Below are 23,848 nucleotides of genomic sequence, written 5' to 3' on the forward strand. Positions count from 1 at the left end.
ACGCTAGCTGTCGAGCCCGAAGGATTTCTCCAGCGCTTCCCAGGTCTCGTCCATGGCGAAGGTCGGGGAAAAGTAGGGCAGGGCCACATGGCCGTAGATCGGCGACAGCTGCCATTCGGCCGTCTCTTCATCGACGCCGGCAATCTGTTGCAGGTAGATCGTCGACACCAGGCCGGTCCGGTCGGCGCCGGCCTTGCAATGGATCAGGAGCGGCTTCGGCGCATCGCGCAGGATCGCCATCAGCGCTTCTGTTTGCTTCAGGCTGATGGCCGATGACGAGGACATCGGGAAATTGATGAGACGGATGCCGTTGCGCTGGGCGGCTGCCGCTTCGTCGCGGTACCAGCGGGCATCGCTCTCGCCGCGCAGGTTGAGAATGGTGCGGATGCCGTAGGCCTTGGAATAGGCGGCAATCGAACGCGAACTCGGCTGGGCCGACCGGTAGACCTCGCCCGCAACCAGCGTGTGGAAGTTGCCCGTCCATTGCAGTGCCATGAGATAAAGCACGCTGACTGCGGCGGCGACCGCGACCGCAAGGATGAGGCGACGGGCAAAGCGCTTCGGGCGCCAGATCAATCCTGATCGCATGGACGGGCTTTCAAAAACCTCGAGGAATTGAGGTGTAGCCGGCATCCGTGATGTTTTGATGGCGTGTTTCAGGCAATCAGCGGCACTGCCGCTGCCTTCAGGACATCCCGCGCGTCGGCAGGCGCAAGCCGCACCTGCAGCCCGCGCTGGCCGCCATTGATATAGACCTGCGTCTCGGAAAGGGCGGCCTCTTCGATTGCTGTCGGCACCAGCTTTTTCTGCCCGAACGGGCTGATGCCGCCGACATGATATCCGGTCAGCCGTTCGGCATCGGCCGGCTTCATCATCGCCGCCGATTTGCCCCCGAAGGCTGCGGCCAGCCTCTTCATGCTGACCTCACGATCGGACGGCACGACGCAGCAGACCGGCTTGCCGTCGACCTCGGCCATCAGCGTCTTCAGCACACGGCTCGGATCCTCGCCCAATGCTTCCGCCGCCTGCAGGCCGACGCGCTCGGCATTCGGGTCGTAGTCGTAGGTGTGGACGCTGAAGGCAACACCGGCCTTGGCCAGCATCTGCGTCGCGCGGGTGGTCTTGGACATCGTGCGGCTCCGGGCGTCAGGCGTTCGCCTTGTCGAACAGGGCTTCGTAGAGGTCGGGCTTGAAGCCGATCATCAGGTTGCCGTTGGCCTCAAGCACCGGGCGCTTGATCATCGACGGCTGGGCCAGCATCAGTGCGATGGCCTTGTCGGCATCGAGGTTCTGCTTGTCGGCGTCCGGCAGGTTGCGGAAGGTGGTGCCGGCGCGGTTGAGCACGATTTCCCAGCCAGCCTGCTCGCACCAGCGATCGAGATGGTCGCGGTCGATGCCCTCGGCCTTGTAGTCGTGGAAGCGATAGGCGATGCCCTGCCCGTCGAGCCAGGTGCGTGCCTTCTTCATCGTGTCGCAGTTCTTGATGCCGTAGATCGTGACCGTCATTCCCATGCCTTTCCTGCCTTGCGGGCAATTCGTGCCGGGAGTGATAGCCTCCCTCGTTCACAGAGGGAAGACGTTGTCTCAGGTCACGCCGGCATAGCGACCCGGCTTGTGGTTGATGGCAAGTGTCATGTTGACGACGGCAGCACCCACCACGGACAGAACGAGGTTCGCTGGCGGCAGTACGAAGAAGGCCGCAGCCAGGATCGCAAGGTCCACGGCCAGCTGGAAGTAGCCGGCGCGGATGCCGAACTTCTCCTGCAGATAGATCGCCAGAATGTTGATGCCGCCGAGCCCGGTGCGATGGCGAAAGAGGATTAGCAGCCCGGTTCCCATCAGCCCGCCACCGACGATGGTTGCGTAGATCGGGTCGAGCCTGGCGAACTCCACCCATCCCGCCGTCAACTTCGAAAACAGCGCCACCAGGGTGACGGCAAGGAAAGTGCGCAGCGCAAACATCCAGCCGAGCCTTTTGATCGCCAGCACGTAGAACGGCAGGTTGATCAGCGAGAACACCAGCCAGAACTGTGCGCCCGTTGCATACTGCAACAAAAGCGCGAGGCCGGAGGTGCTGCCGGTCAAGAGCATCGCCTTGCTGTAGATGATGACGCCGAGCGACATGATCAGCGTGCCCGTCAGGATCGCCAGCGCGTCCTCATAGAGGCGGTGGCGTTCCGTGGGAACTTCGGTTGTATCGATCATGCGCTCGGTCTTCATCCTGGCTGTCGGTCCTTAGAGGTTCTTGAGCTTGTCGATGACGTCACCGACTTCGGCCGTCTTCAGTCCGGCAATGTTGATGCGGCCGGAGCCCGGCATGTAGATGCCGTGTTCGTTGCGGAGCCGCATGACATCCGCCTCAGCCAGCGGCAACAGCGAGAACATGCCCTCTTGGGCCGCGATGGCGCCAAGCGCCTGCCAGCGGTCGCGCAGGCCCTCCGCCAGCGACTGGCGGATGCCGGATATGCGCAGGCGCATGGTTTCGAGCTCTTCTTTCCAGTCGCGCGCCAGGTCCGCGTCCGACAGGATGGTGCGCACGATCGCAGCACCATGGTCCGGCGGCATCGAATAGCTGGTGCGGGCGAGACCGGCGAGGTTGGAGCGGACCGTGTCGGCCGACGAGGATGAGGTTGTGACGGCAAAGATTGCGCCGGTGCGTTCGCGGTAGAGGCCGAACGACTTCGAGCAGGAGACGGCAATCAGCGTTTCCGGAACGATACCGATGAGATGGCGAAGACCGACGACATCTTCCTCGAGGCCGCGGCCAAAACCCTGATAGGCAAGGTCGACCAGCGGCAGCAGGCCGCGCTCGGCGACGACGGCCGCGATCTCCAGCCATTGCGCCTCGCTGATGACGCCGCCGGTCGGGTTGTGGCAGCCGGCATGCAGCAGTACCGCGTCGCCGGCCGAAGCACCCTGCAGCGCGCTCATCATGGTGTCGAAGAGAACGGTCTGGGAGGGCACATCGAAGAATGGATAGCCGGCTGTCTCAAGGCCCGCAGCCTTGAAGATGCTGGCATGGTTCATCCAGCTCGGCAGGCCGATCCAGATACGCTTGCCGCCCATCTGGCGGATCAGGTCGGCGGCAAGTCTGAGTGCGCCGGAGCCGCCGGGCGTCTGCACGCCGGCAAGATGGCTGCGATTGATCGTGTCGCCGCCAACTAGCGTCCAGAGACGATCGACGAAAACGAGATCGCCCTCGGGGCCGACATAGGCCTTGCTGTCCTGTGTTTCGTGCAGGCGCTTCTCCGCTTCCTTGACCGCGCGGAAGATCGGCGTGTGGCCTGTCTCGTCGCGGTAGACGCCGACGCCGAGATCGACCTTTCCGGGGCGCTCGTCCTTGCGATAAAGCCCGATCAGGGCCAGCAACGGATCGTCGGGTTGGCGGGTCAGAGCGTCGAACATGCCGGAATTCCCCCTTGGCAGTGACAGAGTAGCGATGAGCGGTCGAGAAAGGTCGTGCCGGTGGCCGCCCTCCGGCCGCCCGACTGGCCTCTTCATTAAGGCAACCACCGCGCAAAATCGACGACGTATTTGCCGCAGGGACAATATTCGCATAGATCGAATTGCGTAGATCGATGCATTTCTTTTGCCGATTTGCGCGGATCGCGGAAAATGCAGGAGAGGGTTGTCTGATGGCGGAGCGCGGAGCCACCGAACTCGATGCGATCGACAGACGGATCATCCGGCTGCTTGTCGAGGATGCATCGCGAAGCAACAACGAGCTTGCCGCGCGGGTCGGGCTGTCGCCGGCGCCGCTTTCACGCCGTCTGGCGCGGCTCTATTCGGCAGGCATTATCCGGCAAACTGTCGTCGTCGACCCCAAGGCCGCAGGCGTCGGCTTCCAGGCTTTTCTCGAGGTGACGCTGGAGCGCACGGCGAGCAAGGTCGGGCAGCGTTTCATCGAGCTGGTGTCGCGCATGCCCGAGGTGGTGGAATGCCACACCGTCGCCGGCGATTTCGATTTCCTGTTGAAGATCGCGGTGCGCGATGTCGCCGATTACAAGCGGCTGCTGTGGAGCGAGTTCGAACAGGTCGCCGAGATCAAGACGCTGCGTTCGACGATCCTGCTCGACAGTCCGAAGATGGCGGCGACGCTGGCGCTGTGATCAGGGAAACGCCCGGCGGGCGTTCCCGACAAGGACCAGAGTGCCGTCTTGGCATTAAGCTTCGAGCGGTCCCGGTTTGCGTGCGGCGCTGGAAGCCGTCTCGCAGGCGATCTTCATCAGGTCAGCGCGGCGGCGGGCGTGCCTGGTCGATACCCGGGTAACGATCAACCCGTCTTGCGGCGCACGCACTTCGATGGCGCCGTCCGGCTGACCGGGACGGTTGAGGATCGTCACCAGCAGATCGCCGGCCTTTACCTTGTCGCCGATATCGCGATGGAACAGGATGGCGCCGGATTGGGGCGCGCGGATCATCTCGATGTTGTCGAGCGGTGCGACGATACCACCGTAGGCGGGAAGCGCAGCCCTCTCGCCGGCGATCACGCCGCGCGCTACGAGGAAGCGCAGCACCCCTTCGGCATCCTTGCGCGCCGTATCGGGATAGACGTCGCGTGTGCCGCGAAGCTCGACCGTAACCGAAAGCCGTCCCGGCAGGCTCGCCTTTTTCTGTCCCTCCGTCTCGTATTTCCAGGCATAGGCGACGGCCTCTTCGAAGGCCGTGCTTTCCCCGTCGGAGAGAAACACCGCTTCCATGTCGAGCGCTGCTGCAAGGTCGGAGGCTTCCGGCCAGAAGGCGTCGTCGATATAGGCATATTGCAGCGCTTCGTCGTCGCAATGCAGGTCGAGCATCAGGTCGGCGCCGAGCGCCATATGCAGCAACTGCCGCTTCAGGCGGTCCGTTGCCGAGTAACGATCAAGTTCCATGAGGAGGCTGTCGCGCTCGCCGAGCGCGATCAGCGGAAAGTCGCGGTTGAAATTGGTGCGCGAGCCGAGATCGAACCGACCCTGCAGCTCGCCGAAGTGCGATTGCGCCGTGCCGATCGGGTTTGCCTGCGGCACGACGGTGATGTCGCCGAGAATGGCGCCGGTCTTCTCTGCCTCAGTGAGCCTCTGCAGGAGGAAATGAGCGAGTGCGGTGCCCGGCAATTCGTTGGCGTGCAGGGCCGCTTGAATGTAGGTCTTGGGCGCATCGGGGTTTTTGCCCTCGAAGCGGAAGACCGGCAGCCGCCATTCGATGCCCGCGGTGTCGCCGGCGATGATGATTTCCTGGATGTCCATGGTCTCCCCCGAGTGTCTCTTCTCGAAGGCTTATCGGCATTCCCGATAGGCTCTGCAAGTGGCTAGAAACGGGGAGTGGCGGGGGCGGAGCAAGGCTTTGACTTTTGACCCGAAACCGTTGTTTTCTGGTGTTGTTCGCACCGGAGGGCAAATCGCAGATGATCCTGATCGGCCAGTATGATTCTCCCTTTGTCCGTCGCGTCGGTATCGCGCTCACCCTTTACAGCATGCACTTCGAACACCGTCCATGGTCCTCGTTCGCCGATGCGGACAGGCTTCGCCCCCACAATCCGCTGACGCGCGTGCCGACCCTGGTGCTGGACGATGGCACTGCGCTCATCGACAGCCACATCATCCTCGACTACCTCGACAGTCTGGTTCCCGAGGATCGCGTGATGTTTCCAAGGTCCGAACCGGACAGGCATCGGGCGCTGAGGATCGCGGCGCTGGCATGCGGGCTCGGCGACAAGGTCGTCAGCCTGTTCTATGAGAAGCGGCTGCACGAGAACGTTTCCACTCTCTGGATCGACCGCTGCCGAGCCCAGATCGAAGCAACGCTTGCCGTCTTGGAGGCCACCCGGGCGGAAGGAGTTCAGGAATTTTGGTTCGGGGAGCGCATCGGTCATGCGGATATCGCCGTGGCGGTGGCGCTGCGGTTTCTGTGCGAAGTCCATCCCGAACTGATCGCGATTTCCAACTATCCGGCCTTGCGGGCGCATAGCGAAAAGCTGGAAGCGCTCCCGGTATTCGAGACGATCAGCCAGCCTTTCATCGCGCCAACGTAGGGCCAACCCGAGCGTAAGAGCCAACGAGCCCCGGACGGAAAGCGTGGGCAGGGCCGGCACAAAACGCTTGCGCCGACCCGTGCCGATGTCAGGTTCACATAAAGTGCAGATCATTCTGCATCGAGAAAGCTACGGATCGCTTTCACCGTCGCTTCCGGCTGTTCCTCCATCAGCCAATGCCCGGACGCCGGGATGACCACTTCGGTCACGTTGTCGGCGGCCGCGCGCGCGACGACGGCCATGGTCGGGCCGAAGGATTTCTCTCCGCCAACGGCCAGCACTGGCATGCCGAGCTTGCCCTTTTTCAGGAAGCCCTGGTTGTCGATGACGTCCTGATCGAAGGCGGCGAACTGGGCAAAGCCGGCGCGCATCGCGCCCGGCTGCGCATAAAGCTTGGCATAGTGCTGGCGCGATGCCTCGCTCCACTTCTTCGGATCGGCGGAGAATTCGTTCCAGAAGCGATCGAGGTAGATGCGCTCGCGGCCGGCAACGAGGCGTTCCATGTCCGGCCCACCGAAACGGAAGTGCCAGAGCAGCGGGCTTTTCAGGATCTCGTCCCAGGGGCCGACGCCTGGAAGCGGAGCATCCATCAGCACCAGCTTCGTCGTGCGATCCGGATACTGCGCGGCAAACGCGTAGCCGACCATGTTGCCGATGTCGTGCGCCACGACATCGACCTTGTCGACTTTCAACGCGTCGAGCACGCCGGCGATATCCTGCGCTTCTGTCTTCTTGTCGTAGCCGGTCGCAGGCTTTTGCGAGAGCCCCATGCCCCTGAGATCGGGAACGATGACGCGATGATCGCGGGCAAGGTCGGCCGCAAGCGGGACCCACATGTCGCCGGTCTCGCCGTAGCCGTGCAAGAGCACGACCGCTTTGCCGGAACCTCCGATGCGCACGTGAAGGGTCGTGCCGTTGGTGGCAATGTCCTGCGTTGCAAATGTCGCCGGATAGGGCTTGGTGTCCGCCAGCGCCGGGATGGCAAAGGCGATCGTGGCAGCGGTGACGAAGGAACGAAGCATGGGGCTCTCCTGTTTGCCGGCGTCTGCCGAATGGCGTTTCGATGGAGAGACCATGACAGTCGCGTGCCGTTCGCACTAGCCGCCGGAAAGCGGATTTGCTGTTCGGTCAAGCCGAACAACGTAACGCGCCCGGGCTCAAACCGCCTTGGAAGCGGCCAGCGCCGCGGAACCTCCGTTTCACGCTGGCCCCTGCGGGTGTGGATCAGAGCAAAGTCGATTGTCGTTCAGGTGATGGGCGCCCTCAGAACCCTGCAGGGCGCGGAACGATCGTCGTAAAAGAGCGTCCTGTGTGCAACGACTTCGTCCTTTCCCGGGCTGTTACGCCGGCGGCATCTTGTCGAACTTCGGCAGCGCTGGATCGAGGTGATCCCAGGCATAGCCACGTGACCCATAGGTGACGGCATCGGGCTTGTAGCGGCGCGGATCGTCGAGGCTCGCCGCGCGCACGGTGAAGACGTCGGGCATTGCCGCAAATGTCATGTAGACGGGCGAACCGCAGGTGGGGCAGAAGGCCCGCGTCTTCACATTGCCGCTATCGGCGACCATGTCCCAGAGCGTTGCCTTTCCCTCGAGTTTTACGCCCTCTCGCCTGAAGCTCAGGTGCGATCCGTGCCCGGTGCCGCTCTCGCTCTGGCAGTCGCGGCACTGGCAATCGTTGGAGAAGATCGGTTCTCCGGAGATTTCATAGCGGATCGCGCCGCAGGCGCATCCGCCGATATAGGACTTGCTCATCTCATTCCTCCTGGGTTGGGTCGTTAAAGCAGGGCGTGAAGCAGCCCACGGCTAAGCCAGCCGTCTCTTCCATTAGTCTCGATGGTTTGGGCCGGTTTCGGCGTGGGCACGGCACATCTCAGCCGGTCAGTGCGCCGGACGAGCGGGCACCTTGCTGGTCCAGTCTGAAACTGGGTGGCAGTCCGCGCGCGGCGATCAGCTCTCCTCGGCGGTGACGGTGCCGATCTGCGACAGGACTTTCTTCCAGCCCTGGCTCATGTTCTTGTAGGCCGTGTCGTTTCTCGGCGTGACGAAACCGGAATGGACAAGGCGAAGACGGGTGCCATTATCGACCTCCGACAGTGTCCATGTGACGACGGTGTCGAGACGCGACCCATAGCCGTCGTTGGCCTGGTGGCCGCCTCTCCAGGCGTAGACGAAACGCTCATTGGGACGGACCTCCAATACCTCGCAGTGGATGACGCCGTCCCATTCGCCGGCTGGCGTCGTCTGGAAGGTGAAGCGATTGCCTTCGATCGGTTCGAAGCCCGTCGGGGCCATGATCCAGCGGCTCATCAAGGCGCCGTTCGTCAGCGTCTTCCAGATCGTCTCCCGGGCGTGTGGGAAGACCTCGTCGACCACGATGTCCTGCGTATGAGACTGCAAGGCTGTTTCGGTCATGGATCGATCTCCTTCAAGAGAGTGCGCAGATCTGCAAACCGTTCGCGCCAGAAGACGCCGTAATGGCTCATCCAGTCGGCAAGCGGTTCGAGGCCTTCAGGTTGGGCGCGGTAGTAGACGTTGCGGCCCTCGGGTCGTTCGGCGACGAGACCCGCCTGCTTCAACGACTTCAGATGCTGCGAAATGGCGCCCTGCGTCACGCCGCTGCCGCGGGTCAACTCGACCACCGTGATCTCGTCGGCATTGGCGATGCGCTCGAACACGGCGCGCCGGGTCGGGTCGGCAAGTGCGCGCATGATGGTGGTGATGGGTGCGGCTTCAATCATGGAAAAGAATTAGCGCGCACTTATCAATTAGTCAATACTATTGTTTTCCGACTGCAAGCGGAGTTCGCCCGAGAGGGGGCGTGCCGTCGGCCATCGCGGCGTTGCATCCGGACGGAAGGGCCTGGCTCTACCGATCCTCCTTCTGAGAATTTTTTTAACGCCGCGATCCGTTTTCACCCTTTCGGTCGTCATTGATGTGTTCGAAACGAAAGGAGACACGCCATGACCGACGCGCCCGCCATCTTGATCAACCTGCTGAAGGTAAAGCCTGGAAAGCAGGATGCGCTGATCGCGCTCTTGAAGCAGAACACCGACACGGTCGTCCGCACGCTTGAAGGCTGGAAGACAACGCGGTTAATCGCCGCAAATGACGGCGCCGGCGTCGTCATCTATTCCGAATGGGAGACGCCTGAAGCTATCGACGCGATGCGCAGCGACCCAAGAATGAAAGCTTATTTCCCTCAGATTCTTGAGCTGGCGAGCCTTGACTCCGTCACCGGCTCGGCGGTGTTTGGCGAAACCCGATGAGTGGTGGCAGATGGCAAGGTCCGTGTCAGCGACGACCGATCGCGCACGCGCAGTCCCGCCGCTCGCCAGGGCAGCAGAAATCGTAAGATCAGTTCGATGGATTGAGGGAATGGCAATGACTACAGCAGTTTTCATCCTTGTCCACGGTGGTTGGCACGACCGCTCGACATGGGACAAGGTGACGCCGATACTGGACGCCAACGGCTTCTCTGCCTTGACGCCTGATCTCCCTGGCGCAGGGGTCAATGCCATAGCCCCACCTTCGCTGGGTCTTTCCCCGTTCGACCCCGTTGCATTTTCCACCGAGCCGTCACCCAGCGCCGGCATTACCCAGCTGGAGAGGACGGAAGCGGTTGTCAAACTGGTCGAAGAGGCCGTCGCACTCGGCGGCGGCAAGGTCATTCTGGTCGGACACTCGGCCGGCGGGATGACGGTTTCGGCCGTCGCCGAGCGGGTTCCGGATCTGCTTGCGGCGATCGTATACATTGCCGGGTTCCTGGTGCCGAACGGCATGCCGTTGCTGGCGATGCTCCAGCACGAGACCATGTCTTCAGCTCTGTCGCCTGGGCTGTTTATCGGTGACCCCGTCGCCATCGGTGCGACAAGGATCAATCCGGGATCGACGGACGAAGCCTATCGCTCGCTCCTCAAGGCTTCATTTTATGGCGATGTGTCAGAGGCTGAATTCGCGCATGCAGCGTCGCACCTGCACTACGACGAATCGAATGCCGGCGCCCTGGCCTCATCGGGCATCACGTCCGAAAGATTTGGCACCGTGCCGCGTCACTACGTCAGGACCACGCGGGATTGCGCGGTTCCGTTGGCCGGTCAGGATCATATGATCGCGCTTGTCGACGGTTCCATCGGCGGCAAGACAACGACCCACACCTTGGCAAGCAGCCACTCGCCATTCCTGTCGCAGCCGGACCAGCTGTCGAAGATATTGATCGAAATCGGTACCTGCCCGCACACGGAACGGTCCCATGCCGAAGGTCTTGGTGCATGAACACGGATCAATTCGAGGACCGTCTGAACGCGCTTCGACCACGTCTCCATCGCTACTGCGCGCGCATGACGGGGTCGGCGGTCCATGGCGAAGATGTGTTGCAGGACACGCTCGTCAAGGCGCTGCACGCACGCACACAAGGCGTCGAAGTCGAAAACCTCGAGGGCTGGCTGTTTCGCATCGCTCACAATACGAGCCTCGATTTTTTGCGCGACAGGTCGCGCAATACCGTCGTTTCTCTTACCGAAGACATGGAGGCGGCGCCCATGTCCGAAACGGATGTGGTCGCGGTCAGCTTTCAGACATTTCTGCGACTGCCTGAACTTCAGCGCTGTAGCGTTATCCTCAAGGATGTCCTGGGCCATTCGGTCGACGAGATCGCCGGGATCGCCGGTTGCTCTTCGGCGGCCGCCAAATCGGCGCTTCAGCGTGGGCGCATTGCCTTGCGTCAGTTTGCCCAGGCACCCGAAGATATCAGGCTGCCGCTGATGTCCGAGCCGGACCGGCGGAAGATTGCCGCCTATGTTCGCCTCTTCCAGAACGGTGATTTCGACGCGATCCGGGCCATGCTTGCCGATGACGTCAAGCTCGATCTGATCAACCGCCTCCAACTGGAAGGGCGCGATCGGATCGGCCAATATTTCACGCGTTACGGAGAAGTAACGAAATGGCAGTTCGCCTTTGGCGCTGTCGAAGGTCAGCCGGCCATGCTGGTCTTCGACAGCACCGGCCCGATGGAGCGACCTGCCCATTTTGTCCTGGTCGACTGGTCGGACGACCGGATCATCAGGATTAGGGATTTCCTGTTTGCGCCCTATGTCCTCGACGTCATCGATTGGGCGCGGTTGGACTGAACGGCTGGACGCGCCAGGCGTCCGATCGGTATGATTTCCGAAGCGCTCGCGTCGAAGCGTCTGCCATCCCATCCGCCGAGCCATTGCTCGACGACGAGGCCTGCCTCATTCATCATCGAGACGAGGTCTTCGTGTGATGGGAAGGCGATCTTCGACTGCGCCGCGAAGGTGCGTCCGCCAGCGGCGATCCGGTAAAACGTATCGTATTCCACCACACCGGTGTCGGGGTCGTGCCGGACATCGTTCCAGGCGAGCACGTCGCCCAATTCCGGGTGGACAATCACGCGCTCGGACAAGGCCGGCGTCCATTCTTTCCATTCCTCGACGCGTGGGTTTCGACTGTCGAAGATGAAATGTCCTTGCGGGGAGAGATGTGCGGCTATGGTCTTCATAGCTGCAAGCTGATCGTCTCGGGTGAGAAAAACTTGAAAAGCGTGGCCGCTGAGCAGCACCAGATCGAAGGTCTCTCCAAGGCGGACGGTTCGCCCGTCGCCTTCAACCCAACGCACGCGGTCGCCGCCGGGCCGCTGCCTTGCGATATCAAGCATCGCAGCGGCCGGGTCGACGCCGACGACCCGTTTGCTGCCCTCTCGGGCGATTGCTGCTGCCAAAAGACCGGTGCCGCACCCGAGATCGAGGATCGAGGTGCGGCTAGCCGCCATAGTCTTGAGGTATTCGCTGTCGGCGGTCCAACCGTTCTCGATGTCGTAGAATTCGACAAGCTCCGGATCGTTATAGAGTTTGTCCGACGTCATCGAGAGGATCGGATCATTCCCACTCGATCGTGCCGGGCGGCTTCGACGTCACGTCGTAGACCACACGGTTGATGCCACGGACCTCGTTGATGATGCGCGTCGCCGCACGGCCGAGGAATTCCATGTCGTAGTGGTAGAAGTCGGCGGTCATGCCGTCGACCGAGGTGACGGCGCGAAGGGCGCAGACGAACTCGTAAGTGCGGCCATCGCCCATGACGCCGACGGTCTGGACCGGAAGCAGCACGGCGAATGCCTGCCAGATCGCATCGTAGAGCCCAGCCTTGCGGATTTCGTCGAGATAGATCGCATCGGCTTCGCGCAGGATCTCGAGCTTCTCGCGGCTGATGCCGCCCGGGCAACGGATGGCAAGGCCCGGACCCGGGAAGGGGTGGCGGCCGATGAAGCTGTCGGGCAGGCCGAGTTCGCGGCCGAGCACGCGGACTTCGTCCTTGAACAGTTCGCGCAGCGGCTCGACCAGCTGCATGTTCATGCGTTCCGGCAGGCCGCCGACATTGTGGTGAGACTTGATCGTCACCGACGGGCCGCCGGTAAAGGAGACGCTTTCAATGACGTCGGGATAGAGCGTGCCCTGCGCTAGGAAGTCGGCGCCGCCGAGCTTTTTTGCCTCTTCTTCGAACACCTCGATGAACAGGCGTCCGATGATCTTGCGCTTGGTCTCCGGGTCGCTCTGGCCTTCCAGTTCGCCGATGAAGCGGTCGGAAGCGTCAACGTGCAGGAGGTGCAGGTTATAGTGCTCCTCGAACATGGCGACGACGTTCTTCGCCTCGTCCTTGCGCATCAGGCCGTGGTCGACGAGGATGCAGGTCAGCTGATCGCCGACCGCCTCGTGGATCAGGAGCGCCGCAACCGAGCTGTCGACGCCGCCCGAAAGCGCGCAGATGACCTTCTTGTCGCCGACCTGCTTGCGGATCGCGTCCACCGCCTTGGCGCGGTAGGCCGACATCGACCAGTCGCCCTTGATGCCGGCGATCTTGTGCACGAAGTTGGCAATCAGCTTGGCGCCATCAGGCGTGTGCACCACTTCCGGATGGAATTGTACGGCGTAGTACTTGCGCTTCTCGTCGGCGATGAAGGCGAACGGGGCGTTCGCCGAGGTGGCGACGACTTCGAAGCCTTCGGGGATCGCGGTGACGCGGTCGCCATGCGACATCCACACCTGGTGGCGCGAGCCGAGCGACCAGACGCCATCAAACAGCGCACAGTCCTTTTCGACTTCGAGGAAGGCGCGGCCGAACTCGCGGTGATGGCCGCTCTCGACCTTGCCGCCGAGCTGGGCGCAGATCGTCTGCTGGCCGTAGCAGATGCCGAACACCGGCAGGCCGGAATCGAAGATCACCTGCGGCGCGCGCGGCGAGCCGATGTCGAGGGTGGAGGCCGGGCTGCCGGAGAGAATGACGGCCTTCGGCTTCAGCCGCTGAAAACCTTCTTCCGCCGACTGGAACGGCACGATTTCGCAGTAAACACCGGATTCGCGTACGCGCCTGGCGATGAGCTGTGTCACCTGGCTGCCGAAGTCGACGATAAGAACGGTGTCGGGATGGGCTGTCTGGGTCATGTCGGGCCTTCAAACAAGCTTGATCATGGCGAGCCTTTAATCAAAGCCCGTCTTCTGCGCAACGATTCAATTGCACCCCGACAATCCCGGGCTTTCAGAGCCGGATCTGTCCGGTGCCGATCGCAGTCTCGAGCCTGTCGATGACGTCGGCAAGCTTCTCGTCGATGACATGGAGATATTCGGTCCAGTCGCTGACGTGCTTGAGCTCGGCCTTGCCGTCGGAAATGCCGCGAAGGGCAATGAGCGGGACCTGGAAAGACTGGCAGGCGCGCAAGACCGCATAGGTCTCCATCTCCACCATGTCGGCGTCGATGCCGTCATAGGCGACACCGGAGACGATGTTGGCGCCGGTCGACAGTCTCGCTTCCTTGACGCCGGGGATGCGTAGCGGCAGCGATACGACGGCAGGAAGATCGAGAAACGGCGTTGCCCCCTTCTCGAAACCGAGCGCCGAGGCGTCCATGTCGCGGTATCCGACCGTTACAGCCTGGTAGACTTCCGTCTGCTCGAGTTTGGCGGCCCCCGCCGATCCGAGCGAGACGACCAAGTCTGGGAGGTTGCCTTCGGCGGCAAGGCCGGCCAGCGTCTTCGTCAGGGTTACGGCGGCCTCGACCGGGCCGACGCCGGTCATCAGCGGTGCGATCCGCGCCTTCAGGTGCGGGCCATACTCGGCATCGACAGCCATGACATAGAGAACCTTGCGGCCGGCGACGTCCTTCATTGCAAAACTCATCCTTCGATATCCTCGCGTCCGCGGATCACCATCATCGTGCCGGTCATCGAGGCGATCAGCTTGGCCGGTCCGTCCGAGCGGATCGCGTAGCCGCGTCCGTCGGAGACGATGATCGTCGTGCCCGGCTTGGTGACTTCGCCGCGAAACAGGAAGCGCTCGCCGCGCCCCGGCGACAGGAGGTTGACCTTGAATTCGATCGTTAGGATCGAGGCATCCGGGTCGATGACCGAATAGGCGGCGTAGGTTCCAGCCGAATCGAGTGCCGCAGAAATCACCCCTGCATGCAGGAAGCCATGCTGCTGCGTCAGCTTTTCGTCGAAGGGAAGTTCGATCTCGACCGTGCCCTGCTCGACCAGCGTCAGTTCCGCGCCGATCGTTTTCATGGCGGCCTGTCTCGCGAAGCTTTCCCTTATGCGTCTACGGAAATCTGGGGGATCGCTGTCGTCCATCAGTCACCACGGCCCTGGTTGTAACGGAAGGCCCATTGCCTTCCAGATCGACGGACAGTGGCATGGCCGCACCGGTGCGACAAGCTCAATTCATGAGGAAAATCGAGCCGTTGAGCACTGTCGCAAACGCCACCCAGGCGAGGTAGGGCAGGAACAGCAGCGCCGAAACGCGGTCCCTGTTCCAGCTTGCGACGATGACGCCGGCAACGGCGATCAACAGCGCGATGATGACGATCAGCGCCGAGGAGACGTCCTGCAGGCTGAAGAACAGCGGCGACCACAGGAAGTTGAGGATCATCTGCGCCAGCCACAATCGCATTGCGGCGGAGCGGCGATGGTCGAGAAACAGCCGGGCGCCGACAAAGCCGATGATCACGTAGAGGATCGACCAGACGGGGGCGAAGATCCAGTTGGGCGGATTGAAGGCCGGCTTCGCCAGCGCCTGGTACCATTCGCCGGGAATGTTATTGTAGCCGATGAGGAGCCCGAGACCGAGGACGGCTGCGATGAAGACTGCGTAGACGAGGGTTCTGTTCATGTCCTCGACAGATAGAGCGCGTTCGAGCGCTTTCCAGCGGGGATGGCTGTTTCGAAGTGGCGAAGCGCTCCCTATATCCCTGCCATGAAAAGCTTCCGCCGCATCGACATCCGGCCGGCCGGCCCGGATGACGTCATGATGATCGCCACCGTCATCGTCGAAACCTGGCGATCGGCCTTTCGCGGGCTGATTTCCGATGCCTTCCTCGATGCCATGAGCATCGAGGAACAGGCCCTGCGTCATGCAAGGCGCATGCGCGTTGCCGACGTCTTCCACTTGGTCGCCGTCGACATGGGCACCAACCGGGTGATCGGCGTTGCCAATTACGGCAAAGCCCGCTCGATGCCGCCGCGGTTCGATCGCGAGCTTTACGCGCTTTACATCCTCAAGGAGTTTCAAGGAGCGGGCATTGGTTCGGCACTGGTGCGCAGCGTTGCAGCCCATTGCCGCGAGATGCGCGCGGCATCGCTGTTTGCCTGGGTGCTGTCCAGCAATCCCAACCGGGCGTTTTACGAGCACCTGGGTGCCATTGCCGTCGGTCAGGGCCAGGTGAGCCTCGGTGGCGAGAACCACGATCAGACCGCCTATCGATGGGACAATCTGGCAAAGCTTGCCGGTGAGGGCCGGTTTTCGGCCTGACGCCTGCGGTCAGGACCGCGCGAGCCGGACGATATGCTGATCCCAGGCAACGGGGTTTTCACGGTCCCTGAAGCGCCCGTTATAGGACGACACGGCAAAGCCGTGATCGGCGGCGGCGACACCGGCGGCGTCGGTCACGTGCTCCTGTTTCAGCACTGCGCCCGAGCGCGCATCGAGCGTGACGGCGATGCTACCCTTCGGCGAGGTCAGGCCGATCAGACCGTCGTTACGGTTGACGGCGATGGCGCCGACATAGTTGGCGAGCGCCGCCGTCGTGGTTTCGGGTAGCGACAGGAACGCGAGATCTTCGCCGTGGGAGAAATGGCCGACAAGCGGCGGCAGGTCGTCGCGGGCACCCTCGTACTGGCAGGCAAACCAGATCTCGCCCTTCGGGCCGATATCGACATGGCGGGTGGAAAGCCGGCTGAGATCGGCAGGCAGCGTGTGCTTCTGGATCAGGGCGCCGGTTCTGGTGTCGACCAGCGCCAGGCTCGGCTCCATATGATCGAGATTGAGCTTGGTGCGGCCGAAATCCGGATGGGTCTCGATGCCGCCATTGGCAATCGCCAGCATCCGGCCATCGGCGGAAAGCGTCATGTCGTGCGGGCCGATGCCGTAGGTCGGGAATTCGCCGATGCGGGCAAAGGCACGAGTACCGTCGTAGATGCCGATCATGCCGCGATTGCCTGCAAAGTCGTTCTCGGTGGCGTAGAGCAGGCGGCCATCGGCGGAAAAGCAGCCATGGCCGTAGAAATGCCGGCCCTCGGCCGCGGCAATGACGACGGGTTCGGCTTGGCCGTCCGTCGCAAGGATCATCGCATAGGTGCCCGGCCGGCGGGCAAAGGCGACCGTGCGCTTGCTGGCGGCGGAATAGGCCATGCCGTGGGCGCGGGCGGGCAGCGCCGCGCGCGCGACGATTTCGCCCGCTTCCGTCAGTGTCGCGACGCCAAAGCTGCCGTCAGGCGCCATGAAGGCCGAGGCAAAGACCGCGTCGGCGCGCTCAAGCGCAAAGGTGCTGCGTGCCCCGAGCGTCGCCACCCAGGCGGCGCCGGCCATCTTTATGAAACTGCGTCGGTCGATCAGACCCGTGGTGGCGCGCATGCCATTCCCGCCTGCCATGTTGGGCCCGGCAGACGAATTCCGCCGCCGGACCTTGTCTTACGGTTTAGCAGATTGCTCTCTCAGAGCCAGCCCCGCCGCTTGAAGTAGAGGAAGGGAACGATTGCCGAAAGCACCATCAGCGCCAGGGCATAGGGGTATCCGAAGCGCCATTGCAGCTCGGGCATGACCTCGAAGTTCATGCCGTAGATCGAGGCGACCAGCGTCGGCGGCAGAAACACCACGGCGGCGACCGAAAAGATCTTGATGATCTGGTTCTGCTCCAGATTGATCAGTCCGAGGGTCGCGTCGAGCAGGAAGTTGATCTTGTTCGACAGGAACAGCGCGTGATCGCCGAGCGACGTCGCATCGCGCTGGATCAGCTTGATCCGCTGCCGGCTTTCCTTTGCCGCCTTGCGCGGACCGATGCCTTCGAGCGCCACGTGGTAGGCGACCAGACGACCGATGCTGACCAGGCTTTCGCGCACGATCGTCAAGAGGTCGCCCTTCTGGCCGATCTGTTCGATCAGTGACTGCAGGTCGCGCGTCTTCTTGGTCGCGCTGGCATTGGTCTTGCGGAACACGTCACGCGAAATACCGTCGACCTCGCTGCCGGCCCGCTCCAGCGCGTCGGCGGTACGGTCGATCATTGCTTCCAGAAGCCCTAGCATCACCAGTTCGCCCGTCTCGCAAACCTGGCCGTTGGCCTTCTGCAGACGATTGGCATAGGTCTGGAACGGCTTCGGGTCGGCGTGGCGCACGGTCACGAGCGTTGCGCCCTTGACGATGAAGGTCACCGGAACCTTGACCGGATAGTCGCTGTCGAGCTTGGCGACCGCCGTCATGGTCATGAACTGGGCGCCGTCTTCCTGGTAGAGCCGGTCGGACAGCTCGATTTCCTGCATTTCGTCACGGGTCGGGATCTCGATGCCGAGCTGGCCCTGGACCAGCCGGGTCTCTTCCACGGACGGGTTGAGCAGATCGTACCAGATGACCTGAGACGGCGAGGCGAGGCCGTCGAGCATATCGACGAGCACGAGGTGGCTGTTCTGGCTTTTGTAAATGCGCAGCATATTGGGCTCCATAGGGCGAGTCATCCGACCGCCTTGAAGCCCTGATCAATCAGGACCGAACGGTCGTGAGCATGAAGGCTCGACTTCGACTGTCGGGGTTCATTGCAAGTTGATCCTTGTGGTGAAACGTGCCCGCGAGAGCGGACACGGGGAGCGCTTTGCGCCCAAACGGGGGTATTGTCAACACCTCCAGAGCCGTGCGTCTTTTCAGGCGCGGAACGGCCGCTGCGGCACGTTGAATCGCCGCATCTTTTTGGCCTTTGGTCGAAGACGATTTAAGCGAACATGCAGTCGGTCCAACGCTGCCTTCTCAGTCGCCGTCGGCAAAGGAGAAGCCGGCGCCAAGGCCGATGGCGCCGCCGAAATCCCTGTTCAGCCGGCCGAGCAGATCGGCGGTATTGAGGGTCAGAAAATCGAGCTTGGCGCGGCTCTTGTCGTCGGCAATCGCATCAGCGATCGGACCGTCGATGGTCTGCGAGATGCCGATCACCGACTTGAAGACGAAGTCCGCCGACCCGGCGACAGAACGACTGTCCTCGGGCAGCAGGCTTTCCATGTCGGCCACGTCGAACAGGGTCTTGAGGCCGGCGAAGTTGGCGGCGATCGAGGGCATGGTGTTTTGCGACCGCCAGTAGATCGCCGACTTCGGATGACCCTTGTCCGACGCGCCGTCGACCGTTCCGGCATAAAACGGCTTCAGCCGCTGGTCTTTCACCATCTCTACGCCGTGCACGAAAATGCCGAGCAGCTCGGTTGCCGCTTCCTTGCTGTCGCGAAACTCAGGGTTTCCTGGGCCGGGCTTCTTCCAGGCCGCCTGGATGCCGTCTGGCTTTTGCCATTCCGCCAGGAACTCGTTGGCAATCATGTTGAGGTTCTGCGCGATCGCCACGCCGTAACGGCAGCGGAAGTCGCCCTCCTTGCTTGCCAGGACCTCGGAGCCGTTGCCGTAGAGCACATATTCCAGTGCGCCCAGCCCTTGCGCCGCGACGCTCTTGCCCTTGAGCGATGCAACGTCGGTTGCCGTCTCGTCCTTCTTGGCAAGAATGGCCTGAACCTGCTTCAGGCCCGTACTCTTGCGGTCGGGGTAGAACAGGAAGCGCTCGAAACGGTTCTGCTCGAGTGCCGGCCCGAGGCGAATGATTTCGACCGTGGACCAGGCTTCTACCAGTTCGGAAAATGCGGCTTTCGCTTTCTCCCTCGACGCCGCCGACGGCGTTTCACAAAGGGCTGCCGATGCCTTCGTCAGCGCCGCGGTCTTGTCCGACAGGTTGCGGTAGCCGGGAATGATGAAGTCGTCGACCGCCTTCGCCATCACGGCCGGCACCGCAGCCTCGTTGACGACGCGCGGCGACAGCGCACTTCCTTCCTGCGCCATGGCGGGCAGGGATAGGGCGGTCAGCGCAAGGCCGAAGGCAAGCGAGGGCATGGGGGACATCAAAGGGACTCCAGGAATGCGATGAGGTCACGGCGGTCGCGCGTGGGAAGGCGGGCGAAGGCGTCGCGGGCAGCCTGCCCTTCGCCGCCGTGCCAGAGGATGGCTTCCGTAAAATTACGGGCGCGCCCGTCGTGAAGCAGATAAGTATGACTGCTGACAGTTTTCGTCAGGCCGACGCCCCAGAGCGGCGGCGTGCGCCACTCGCTGCCGCTTGCGCTGCCCACGGCCTGGCCATCGGCAAGGCCTTCGCCCATGTCGTGCAACAGGAAATCGGAATAGGGCCAGATCAACTGAAACGCCTGTGCCTTGTGACCGGCATCTCGGCGCGTCACGAATTTCGGCGTATGGCAGGCGGTGCAGCCGATGTCGTAGAAAACCTGCTTGCCGCGCAAAGTCTTGGGAAAGCTCGCCTGGCGGCGCGCAGGAACGGCGAGGTTGGCGGTGTAGAAAGTCACGAGACCAAGCACCGGATCAGGTGCTTCGACCGTGCCAAGGCGTGCTTGCACGCCGGTGGGCATGGCAAGGCAGGCGGCCTGCGCCTGGGTGCAGTCACCATGGCTACGATCGGCGTCCGGCGTCGACAGGCCGATGTCGGACGCGAAGGCATCCGCCGTCTGCTGCCGTATCGTTGGGTTTTGCGCCTTCCAGCCAAAACGGCCGAGCATGATGTTGCCGGTGTCGCCGTCGCGGGCAAGCGCCGCACGTCCGCTGATGCCGTCGCCGTCACGATCGTCGGGATCGGCGCCCGCCAGGATGTCGGCCTCGTGAATGGCTTCGATCAGCCCGAGACCGATCATCTGTGGTGCCACGCGAGGAGAGAGCGTCGTTGTCGGGTCGAGATCGCCATAACCGAGCTCAGTCACCGTGTAGGTTGGCTTGCGCAGGAAGACGAGTTCGCCGTCGGCCAATGTTACCGGCAGCTCCGAGTAGGTCATTTTCATCTGACCTTCCGCAGCAAGTCCTGGAACGGCGCTATCCTGCAGCTGACCACCATAGACGGGATCGGGAAAGTTCGGCAGATCGTAGTTGGCCACCATCTCGCGCTCGCGCTCATTGCTTGGCGCGCGCGCCAGACGGTAGAGCATCGATGTGCCGTCAGGCGAGCCCTCCGGCGGACGGCCCCGCCCATCGCGCGGATGACAGCTTTCACAGGCCCGGGCGTTGTAGAGCGGCCCCAATCCATCCGACGCCTGGGTCGAGGAGGGCGATGACACCCAAAGTTTCTCGAAGAGCGCATCGCCGAGCTTGAAGGCTTCCTCGTCCGAGAAGGGAAGATTGGCGGAAAACAGCGTGAAGCTGTCCTGGTCGACGGGGGCGATCGAGGTGCCGGCACCACCGGACATTGCTTCGTATCGTTCGGCTTTGGAGAAGTCGGTCGTTGGCCGGACGATGGTTTCGACACGGCTGCGGTCGGATTCGGAAAGATCGTCGCGCGTCCGTGGCAGGTTGGAGGCGTCGTCGGACGCTGCAACGGATGTTGCAAGCAGGCAGAGCAGCGCTGCGAGCTGTCGCGACAGGAATTGGACAGTCCGTGCATTCATCGACTGAGGATCGGGCCGCGTTGTTGCGACGCGGCCCGCCTTTTCAACTCATTGGAACACAGCGTTAGGATTATCCAAGCTGTCGGAACCTTCAAGCTCAATTGTTCCAAGATCGAGCGAAGCGATGACGCGCTGCACAGTCTTGGCCTGGGCGATGAGGCCGTCGATCGCAGCCTGGACGGTGGCATTACCCTCGGTATTGCCTTCGCCGATCATCTGGTCGTAGGCCTCGACGGTTTCGGCGCGCTTGGCCATCGCCTGCATCTTCTCGACGGTGGTGGCCAGATCCTTGGTCATTTCCTTGTCGAGAGCCGCATCCTTGGCGGCAACCAGTTCGGAAAGCGAGGCGCCGGTCAGCTTGGTGCCGTCGACGCGGGTATAGTCGCCGGTATAGGCCGACTGGATGCCGATCGCGTCATGCAGGTGCGAGTTGTGGGTGTTGTCGGAGAAGCAGTCGTGCTCTTCTTCCGGATCGTGCAAGAGCAGGCCGAGCTTCATGCGTTCACCGGCAAGCTCGCCATAGGAGAGCGATCCCATGCCGGTCAGGATGGCGGTAAGCCCGGCCTTCGGGTCGGCTTCGACGGCCTTGGTCGCAGCTCCATCCGGCGTCCAGTTGGCGACCATTTCCTTGAGGTCCGAAACGAGAAGTTCCGAGGCGGCCTTCAGATAGGCGGCACGGCGATCGCAATTGCCGCCGGTGCAGGCCTTGGTGTCGTAATCGGTGTAGGGGCGGTTGCCGGCGCCAGCCTTGGTGCCGTTCGTGTCCTGACCCCAGAGCAGGAATTCGATCGCATGATAGCCCGTGGCGACGTTGGCCTCGATGCCGCCTGCTTCCTGGAGGGTGCCTGCCAGCAATTCCGGCGTGATGTTGGTGGCATCGACGTCCTTGCCATCGATCTTGATCGTCTTGTTGGCGATCACGTTGGCGGTGAACAGGCCGTTCTCGTCGCTTTCGCTGCCGTAGCTCGGATCGACGTAGTCGATCAGGCCTTCGTCCAGCGGCCAGGCGTTGACCTTGCCTTCCCACTCGTCAACGATGGCGTTGCCGAAGCGGTAGACTTCCGTTTCCTGGTAGGGGTTGCGGGCCTTGAGCCAGGCTTCGCGCGCCGCCTTCAGCGTCGCTTCGCTCGGTGTCGCGATCAGCGCGTCGATCGCCTTGTCGAGCGCCTCAGCCGTGATCAGCGCATCTTCGAACTTGGCATGCGCAACGACGGTGTAGTGCTTGACGACGGCGGCGGCATCGGTGGCGGCCTGTGCCGGCTGCAGGGCCAGCGTCGACGTTGCCGTCATGAGCGCCAGCGCCGCGGCACGGATGAAATTCTTGGTCATGACCCTCTCCTGTTCTTTTCCCGGCGGGACCGGAACGGACACCGCGGGACGGCGTCATAGCTCGGCAAGGGTCGTCAGAAATCCCCCGCCGACCCGCCGGAGCCCGATTGTCATGAACCAAAAGTAAACTGGTGTCAAAGTGTATAGTTTAGAACGTTTTCAATCTGATGTGCGTGTTCTGACTGTTGTCAAAAGCCATCAACCCTTGCGCTGCATCAGGCAGAAGAAGAAGCCGTCGGTGCCGGTCGAGGCCGGCGTCAACGTCACCGTCTTCATGTCGGCAGACCACGGCTGCGGCTTGTCGGTGCCGAAAAGCCCGGCCCAGATGTCGGCGGCCGACAGGATCTCGAATTCCGGATTGTCCTCGCAGAAGCCGTAGACCTGCGCCTCGTTCTCTTCGGGAAGGACCGAGCAGGTGACGTAGATCAGGTGTCCGCCTGGCCGCACGAACTGCGCCGCACTTGCCAGCGCCTCTTCCTGCTGGGCGATGCGCTCTTCGAGGTTCTTCTGGTTGAGCCGCCACTTGGTGTCGGGGCGACGGCGCCAGGTTCCGGTGCCGGTACAGGGTGCATCGACGAGAACCCGGTCGAAACGGCCGGCAAGCGGCGCCAGGCTCTCGGTGGATTCGTGCACCTGAACATTGCGCGTTCCCGCGCGCTTCAGCCGCTCGATGATCGGCGCGAGACGCTTGCGGTCGGTGTCGTAGGCGTGCACTTGGCCCTTGTTGTTCATGGCTGCCGACATCGCGAGTGTCTTGCCGCCGCCGCCGGCACAATAGTCGAGCACCTGCTCGCCTTCCTGCGGGAAGGCAAGGTCGGCGACGATCTGCGATCCCTCGTCCTGAACCTCGAACCAGCCTTTCTGGAAGGAAAGCTCGGCAGTGACGTTGGGTAGGCGCGAGGCGCCTTCGCCGGCGGGAATACGGATGCCGTTGCGTGCGATCGTCGCAGCTTCCGCGCCGCTGCGCTCCAGCGCCTTCAGCACCTTGGCGCGCGTTGCCTTCAGCGTATTGGCGCGCAGGTCGAGCGTCGGGCGGCCGGCAAGCGCCTTGGCCTCGTCGAGCCAATCGTCGGAAAAATTTTCCTCGAAGGAGGCCTGCACCCATTCGGGAATGTCGCCCTGGATGTGAGGCGCAGCGTCCTCGAGACGACGGGTGGCGAAAGCCTGCGCCATGTCGGCAGACGGCATCTCGGGCGCGAACTTGTCGCCGTCGAGTTCGGCGGCCAGCTTTTCGGGCGAAAAGCCCCATTGGCGATACATCACCGCATGGCCGAGAGCCGCAGCGCTGTCGCTGTCCATCAGATAGGCGTGGGAGAGCTTCATACGAAGCGCGTCATAGACGATGTTGCCGATCGCAGATCGATCGCCGGAGCCGGCGAACCGATGGGAAAGGCCCCAGTCCTTGAGTGCGTCGGCGACCGGGCGCTTCCGCTTTTCGATATCCTCAAGAACCTCAATGGCTCCAGCGAGCCTGCCGCCCAATCGCATCTTCGATCTACTCCTTTTTCGCCGTGGTAGCGGCGATGGCATCGAAGAGCAAGACG

The 23,848-nt window shown here is 62.6% G+C and carries 27 protein-coding genes; 6 read left to right on the top strand and 21 right to left on the bottom strand.

Features of this window, described 5'->3' with window-relative positions; translation table 11 throughout:
• Positions 1-3 precede the first annotated feature (3 nt).
• The 5 genes from AC07UR_RS01120 to tatA all read right to left on the bottom strand — a co-directional run bounded on the left by AC07UR_RS01120 (position 4) and on the right by tatA (position 3,405).
• Positions 4-588, bottom strand: a complete 585-nt coding sequence (locus AC07UR_RS01120) for a dual specificity protein phosphatase family protein (protein WP_209788075.1) — start codon at positions 586-588, stop codon at positions 4-6.
• A 68-nt stretch (positions 589-656) separates the two neighbouring features.
• Positions 657-1,130: a Cys-tRNA(Pro) deacylase gene (ybaK, locus tag AC07UR_RS01125; RefSeq protein ID WP_173418710.1), complete on the bottom strand. Its 474-nt coding sequence runs from the start codon at positions 1,128-1,130 to the stop codon at positions 657-659.
• 16 nt (positions 1,131-1,146) lie between these two features.
• Entirely contained in the window at positions 1,147-1,506 is a 360-nt protein-coding gene (locus AC07UR_RS01130; protein ID WP_209788073.1) for an ArsC family reductase, read from the bottom strand.
• A gap of 78 nt (positions 1,507-1,584) precedes the next feature.
• Positions 1,585-2,205, bottom strand: a complete 621-nt coding sequence (locus AC07UR_RS01135) for a YitT family protein (protein ID WP_209788070.1) — start codon at positions 2,203-2,205, stop codon at positions 1,585-1,587.
• A 30-nt stretch (positions 2,206-2,235) separates the two neighbouring features.
• Positions 2,236-3,405: a tyrosine aminotransferase gene (gene tatA / locus AC07UR_RS01140; RefSeq protein ID WP_209788067.1), complete on the bottom strand. Its 1,170-nt coding sequence runs from the start codon at positions 3,403-3,405 to the stop codon at positions 2,236-2,238.
• Between the two features lie 230 nt (positions 3,406-3,635).
• Here tatA and AC07UR_RS01145 point away from each other — a divergent pair, with 230 nt between their 5' ends.
• Positions 3,636-4,109, top strand: coding sequence for an Lrp/AsnC family transcriptional regulator (locus tag AC07UR_RS01145; RefSeq protein ID WP_209788064.1), 474 nt, complete (start codon positions 3,636-3,638; stop codon positions 4,107-4,109).
• A gap of 54 nt (positions 4,110-4,163) precedes the next feature.
• Here the strand turns inward: AC07UR_RS01145 and AC07UR_RS01150 are convergent, their stop codons facing one another.
• Positions 4,164-5,225, bottom strand: a complete 1,062-nt coding sequence (locus tag AC07UR_RS01150; protein WP_209788061.1) for a M14 family zinc carboxypeptidase — start codon at positions 5,223-5,225, stop codon at positions 4,164-4,166.
• Between the two features lie 158 nt (positions 5,226-5,383).
• Between AC07UR_RS01150 and AC07UR_RS01155 the strand changes: the two genes are divergently transcribed.
• Entirely contained in the window at positions 5,384-6,010 is a 627-nt protein-coding gene (locus AC07UR_RS01155; protein WP_209788058.1) for a glutathione S-transferase family protein, read from the top strand.
• 110 nt (positions 6,011-6,120) lie between these two features.
• Here the strand turns inward: AC07UR_RS01155 and AC07UR_RS01160 are convergent, their stop codons facing one another.
• From AC07UR_RS01160 to AC07UR_RS01175, 4 genes are all read right to left on the bottom strand, one after another.
• Complete coding sequence (locus AC07UR_RS01160) at positions 6,121-7,032, bottom strand: alpha/beta fold hydrolase (RefSeq protein WP_209788055.1); 912 nt, start codon at positions 7,030-7,032, stop codon at positions 6,121-6,123.
• A 318-nt stretch (positions 7,033-7,350) separates the two neighbouring features.
• Positions 7,351-7,764, bottom strand: a complete 414-nt coding sequence (locus AC07UR_RS01165; protein ID WP_209788052.1) for a GFA family protein — start codon at positions 7,762-7,764, stop codon at positions 7,351-7,353.
• A gap of 195 nt (positions 7,765-7,959) precedes the next feature.
• A complete protein-coding gene (locus tag AC07UR_RS01170; protein WP_209788049.1) occupies positions 7,960-8,424 on the bottom strand; it encodes an SRPBCC family protein in 465 nt (154 codons plus the stop codon).
• The gene (locus AC07UR_RS01175; protein WP_209788046.1) at positions 8,421-8,750 is read right to left on the bottom strand and encodes an ArsR/SmtB family transcription factor; all 330 of its coding nucleotides are present in this window, start codon (positions 8,748-8,750) and stop codon (positions 8,421-8,423) included. The genes AC07UR_RS01170 and AC07UR_RS01175 overlap by 4 nt, the downstream gene beginning before the upstream one ends.
• Before the next feature lie 222 nt (positions 8,751-8,972).
• Here AC07UR_RS01175 and AC07UR_RS01180 point away from each other — a divergent pair, with 222 nt between their 5' ends.
• The 3 genes from AC07UR_RS01180 to AC07UR_RS01190 all read left to right on the top strand — a co-directional run bounded on the left by AC07UR_RS01180 (position 8,973) and on the right by AC07UR_RS01190 (position 11,138).
• Complete coding sequence (locus tag AC07UR_RS01180; RefSeq protein ID WP_209788043.1) at positions 8,973-9,278, top strand: putative quinol monooxygenase; 306 nt, start codon at positions 8,973-8,975, stop codon at positions 9,276-9,278.
• A gap of 115 nt (positions 9,279-9,393) precedes the next feature.
• Positions 9,394-10,284, top strand: coding sequence for an alpha/beta fold hydrolase (locus tag AC07UR_RS01185; protein ID WP_209788040.1), 891 nt, complete (start codon positions 9,394-9,396; stop codon positions 10,282-10,284).
• Positions 10,281-11,138: a sigma-70 family RNA polymerase sigma factor gene (locus AC07UR_RS01190; RefSeq protein WP_209788037.1), complete on the top strand. Its 858-nt coding sequence runs from the start codon at positions 10,281-10,283 to the stop codon at positions 11,136-11,138. The genes AC07UR_RS01185 and AC07UR_RS01190 overlap by 4 nt, the downstream gene beginning before the upstream one ends.
• Here AC07UR_RS01190 and AC07UR_RS01195 read toward each other — a convergent pair.
• From AC07UR_RS01195 to AC07UR_RS01215, 5 genes are all read right to left on the bottom strand, one after another.
• Positions 11,099-11,893, bottom strand: a complete 795-nt coding sequence (locus AC07UR_RS01195; protein ID WP_209788034.1) for a class I SAM-dependent methyltransferase — start codon at positions 11,891-11,893, stop codon at positions 11,099-11,101. The two genes, AC07UR_RS01190 and AC07UR_RS01195, sit on opposite strands and share 40 nt — an antisense overlap.
• 13 nt (positions 11,894-11,906) lie before the next feature.
• Positions 11,907-13,469, bottom strand: a complete 1,563-nt coding sequence (guaA, locus tag AC07UR_RS01200) for a glutamine-hydrolyzing GMP synthase (RefSeq protein WP_173418724.1) — start codon at positions 13,467-13,469, stop codon at positions 11,907-11,909.
• 94 nt (positions 13,470-13,563) lie between these two features.
• A complete protein-coding gene (locus AC07UR_RS01205; protein WP_209788030.1) occupies positions 13,564-14,202 on the bottom strand; it encodes a 5'-methylthioadenosine/S-adenosylhomocysteine nucleosidase in 639 nt (212 codons plus the stop codon).
• On the bottom strand, positions 14,199-14,651 hold the full coding sequence (locus AC07UR_RS01210) for a PaaI family thioesterase (protein ID WP_173418726.1): 453 nt from the start codon (positions 14,649-14,651) through the stop codon (positions 14,199-14,201). The genes AC07UR_RS01205 and AC07UR_RS01210 overlap by 4 nt, the downstream gene beginning before the upstream one ends.
• Positions 14,652-14,736: 85 nt before the next feature.
• Positions 14,737-15,189: a TspO/MBR family protein gene (locus AC07UR_RS01215; RefSeq protein ID WP_209788027.1), complete on the bottom strand. Its 453-nt coding sequence runs from the start codon at positions 15,187-15,189 to the stop codon at positions 14,737-14,739.
• A gap of 84 nt (positions 15,190-15,273) precedes the next feature.
• On the opposite strand from AC07UR_RS01215, the gene AC07UR_RS01220 reads away from it, so the two are divergent.
• Positions 15,274-15,828 carry a GNAT family N-acetyltransferase gene (locus AC07UR_RS01220; protein WP_209788549.1) on the top strand — a complete coding sequence of 185 codons (555 nt, stop codon included), beginning with the start codon at positions 15,274-15,276 and terminating at the stop codon, positions 15,826-15,828.
• A gap of 9 nt (positions 15,829-15,837) precedes the next feature.
• Here the strand turns inward: AC07UR_RS01220 and AC07UR_RS01225 are convergent, their stop codons facing one another.
• The 6 genes from AC07UR_RS01225 to AC07UR_RS01250 form a co-directional block, all read right to left on the bottom strand.
• Positions 15,838-16,929 carry a DUF1513 domain-containing protein gene (locus AC07UR_RS01225; RefSeq protein WP_209788024.1) on the bottom strand — a complete coding sequence of 364 codons (1,092 nt, stop codon included), beginning with the start codon at positions 16,927-16,929 and terminating at the stop codon, positions 15,838-15,840.
• An 80-nt stretch (positions 16,930-17,009) separates the two neighbouring features.
• Positions 17,010-17,999 (bottom strand): magnesium transporter CorA family protein, encoded by a 990-nt coding sequence (locus AC07UR_RS01230; protein ID WP_209788021.1) that lies wholly within the window; start codon positions 17,997-17,999, stop codon positions 17,010-17,012.
• A gap of 310 nt (positions 18,000-18,309) precedes the next feature.
• Entirely contained in the window at positions 18,310-19,434 is a 1,125-nt protein-coding gene (locus AC07UR_RS01235) for an imelysin family protein (RefSeq protein ID WP_209788018.1), read from the bottom strand.
• Positions 19,434-20,975 carry a di-heme oxidoreductase family protein gene (locus AC07UR_RS01240; RefSeq protein WP_209788015.1) on the bottom strand — a complete coding sequence of 514 codons (1,542 nt, stop codon included), beginning with the start codon at positions 20,973-20,975 and terminating at the stop codon, positions 19,434-19,436. The genes AC07UR_RS01235 and AC07UR_RS01240 overlap by 1 nt, the downstream gene beginning before the upstream one ends.
• Positions 20,976-21,023: 48 nt before the next feature.
• The gene (locus tag AC07UR_RS01245; protein ID WP_209788012.1) at positions 21,024-22,304 is read right to left on the bottom strand and encodes an imelysin family protein; all 1,281 of its coding nucleotides are present in this window, start codon (positions 22,302-22,304) and stop codon (positions 21,024-21,026) included.
• Between the two features lie 198 nt (positions 22,305-22,502).
• Entirely contained in the window at positions 22,503-23,792 is a 1,290-nt protein-coding gene (locus AC07UR_RS01250; RefSeq protein ID WP_173418734.1) for an RsmB/NOP family class I SAM-dependent RNA methyltransferase, read from the bottom strand.
• Positions 23,793-23,848: the final 56 nt, after the last annotated feature.

Source organism: Ensifer sp. GW821-FHT05G01, from assembly GCF_059419585.1.

Excerpts from the sequence above, each read along its gene's own strand:
- AC07UR_RS01160 (WP_209788055.1), bottom strand. The coding sequence starts at position 7,032 with ATGCTTCGTTCCTTCGTCACCGCTGCCACGATCGCCTTTGCCATCCCG.
- AC07UR_RS01145 (WP_209788064.1), top strand. The coding sequence starts at position 3,636 with ATGGCGGAGCGCGGAGCCACCGAACTCGATGCGATCGACAGACGGATC.
- AC07UR_RS01165 (WP_209788052.1), bottom strand. The coding sequence starts at position 7,764 with ATGAGCAAGTCCTATATCGGCGGATGCGCCTGCGGCGCGATCCGCTAT.
- AC07UR_RS01120 (WP_209788075.1), bottom strand. The coding sequence starts at position 588 with ATGCGATCAGGATTGATCTGGCGCCCGAAGCGCTTTGCCCGTCGCCTC.
- AC07UR_RS01150 (WP_209788061.1), bottom strand. The coding sequence starts at position 5,225 with ATGGACATCCAGGAAATCATCATCGCCGGCGACACCGCGGGCATCGAA.
- AC07UR_RS01205 (WP_209788030.1), bottom strand. The coding sequence starts at position 14,202 with ATGAGTTTTGCAATGAAGGACGTCGCCGGCCGCAAGGTTCTCTATGTC.
- AC07UR_RS01180 (WP_209788043.1), top strand. The coding sequence starts at position 8,973 with ATGACCGACGCGCCCGCCATCTTGATCAACCTGCTGAAGGTAAAGCCT.
- AC07UR_RS01220 (WP_209788549.1), top strand. The coding sequence starts at position 15,274 with ATGAAAAGCTTCCGCCGCATCGACATCCGGCCGGCCGGCCCGGATGAC.
- AC07UR_RS01235 (WP_209788018.1), bottom strand. The coding sequence starts at position 19,434 with ATGTCCCCCATGCCCTCGCTTGCCTTCGGCCTTGCGCTGACCGCCCTA.
- AC07UR_RS01190 (WP_209788037.1), top strand. The coding sequence starts at position 10,281 with ATGAACACGGATCAATTCGAGGACCGTCTGAACGCGCTTCGACCACGT.
- AC07UR_RS01195 (WP_209788034.1), bottom strand. The coding sequence starts at position 11,893 with ATGACGTCGGACAAACTCTATAACGATCCGGAGCTTGTCGAATTCTAC.
- AC07UR_RS01245 (WP_209788012.1), bottom strand. The coding sequence starts at position 22,304 with ATGACCAAGAATTTCATCCGTGCCGCGGCGCTGGCGCTCATGACGGCA.
- AC07UR_RS01230 (WP_209788021.1), bottom strand. The coding sequence starts at position 17,999 with ATGCTGCGCATTTACAAAAGCCAGAACAGCCACCTCGTGCTCGTCGAT.
- AC07UR_RS01210 (WP_173418726.1), bottom strand. The coding sequence starts at position 14,651 with ATGGACGACAGCGATCCCCCAGATTTCCGTAGACGCATAAGGGAAAGC.
- tatA (WP_209788067.1), bottom strand. The coding sequence starts at position 3,405 with ATGTTCGACGCTCTGACCCGCCAACCCGACGATCCGTTGCTGGCCCTG.
- AC07UR_RS01155 (WP_209788058.1), top strand. The coding sequence starts at position 5,384 with ATGATCCTGATCGGCCAGTATGATTCTCCCTTTGTCCGTCGCGTCGGT.
- ybaK (WP_173418710.1), bottom strand. The coding sequence starts at position 1,130 with ATGTCCAAGACCACCCGCGCGACGCAGATGCTGGCCAAGGCCGGTGTT.
- AC07UR_RS01225 (WP_209788024.1), bottom strand. The coding sequence starts at position 16,929 with ATGCGCGCCACCACGGGTCTGATCGACCGACGCAGTTTCATAAAGATG.
- AC07UR_RS01130 (WP_209788073.1), bottom strand. The coding sequence starts at position 1,506 with ATGACGGTCACGATCTACGGCATCAAGAACTGCGACACGATGAAGAAG.
- AC07UR_RS01175 (WP_209788046.1), bottom strand. The coding sequence starts at position 8,750 with ATGATTGAAGCCGCACCCATCACCACCATCATGCGCGCACTTGCCGAC.
- AC07UR_RS01170 (WP_209788049.1), bottom strand. The coding sequence starts at position 8,424 with ATGACCGAAACAGCCTTGCAGTCTCATACGCAGGACATCGTGGTCGAC.
- AC07UR_RS01185 (WP_209788040.1), top strand. The coding sequence starts at position 9,394 with ATGACTACAGCAGTTTTCATCCTTGTCCACGGTGGTTGGCACGACCGC.
- AC07UR_RS01135 (WP_209788070.1), bottom strand. The coding sequence starts at position 2,205 with ATGATCGATACAACCGAAGTTCCCACGGAACGCCACCGCCTCTATGAG.
- AC07UR_RS01250 (WP_173418734.1), bottom strand. The coding sequence starts at position 23,792 with ATGCGATTGGGCGGCAGGCTCGCTGGAGCCATTGAGGTTCTTGAGGAT.
- guaA (WP_173418724.1), bottom strand. The coding sequence starts at position 13,469 with ATGACCCAGACAGCCCATCCCGACACCGTTCTTATCGTCGACTTCGGC.
- AC07UR_RS01215 (WP_209788027.1), bottom strand. The coding sequence starts at position 15,189 with ATGAACAGAACCCTCGTCTACGCAGTCTTCATCGCAGCCGTCCTCGGT.
- AC07UR_RS01240 (WP_209788015.1), bottom strand. The coding sequence starts at position 20,975 with ATGAATGCACGGACTGTCCAATTCCTGTCGCGACAGCTCGCAGCGCTG.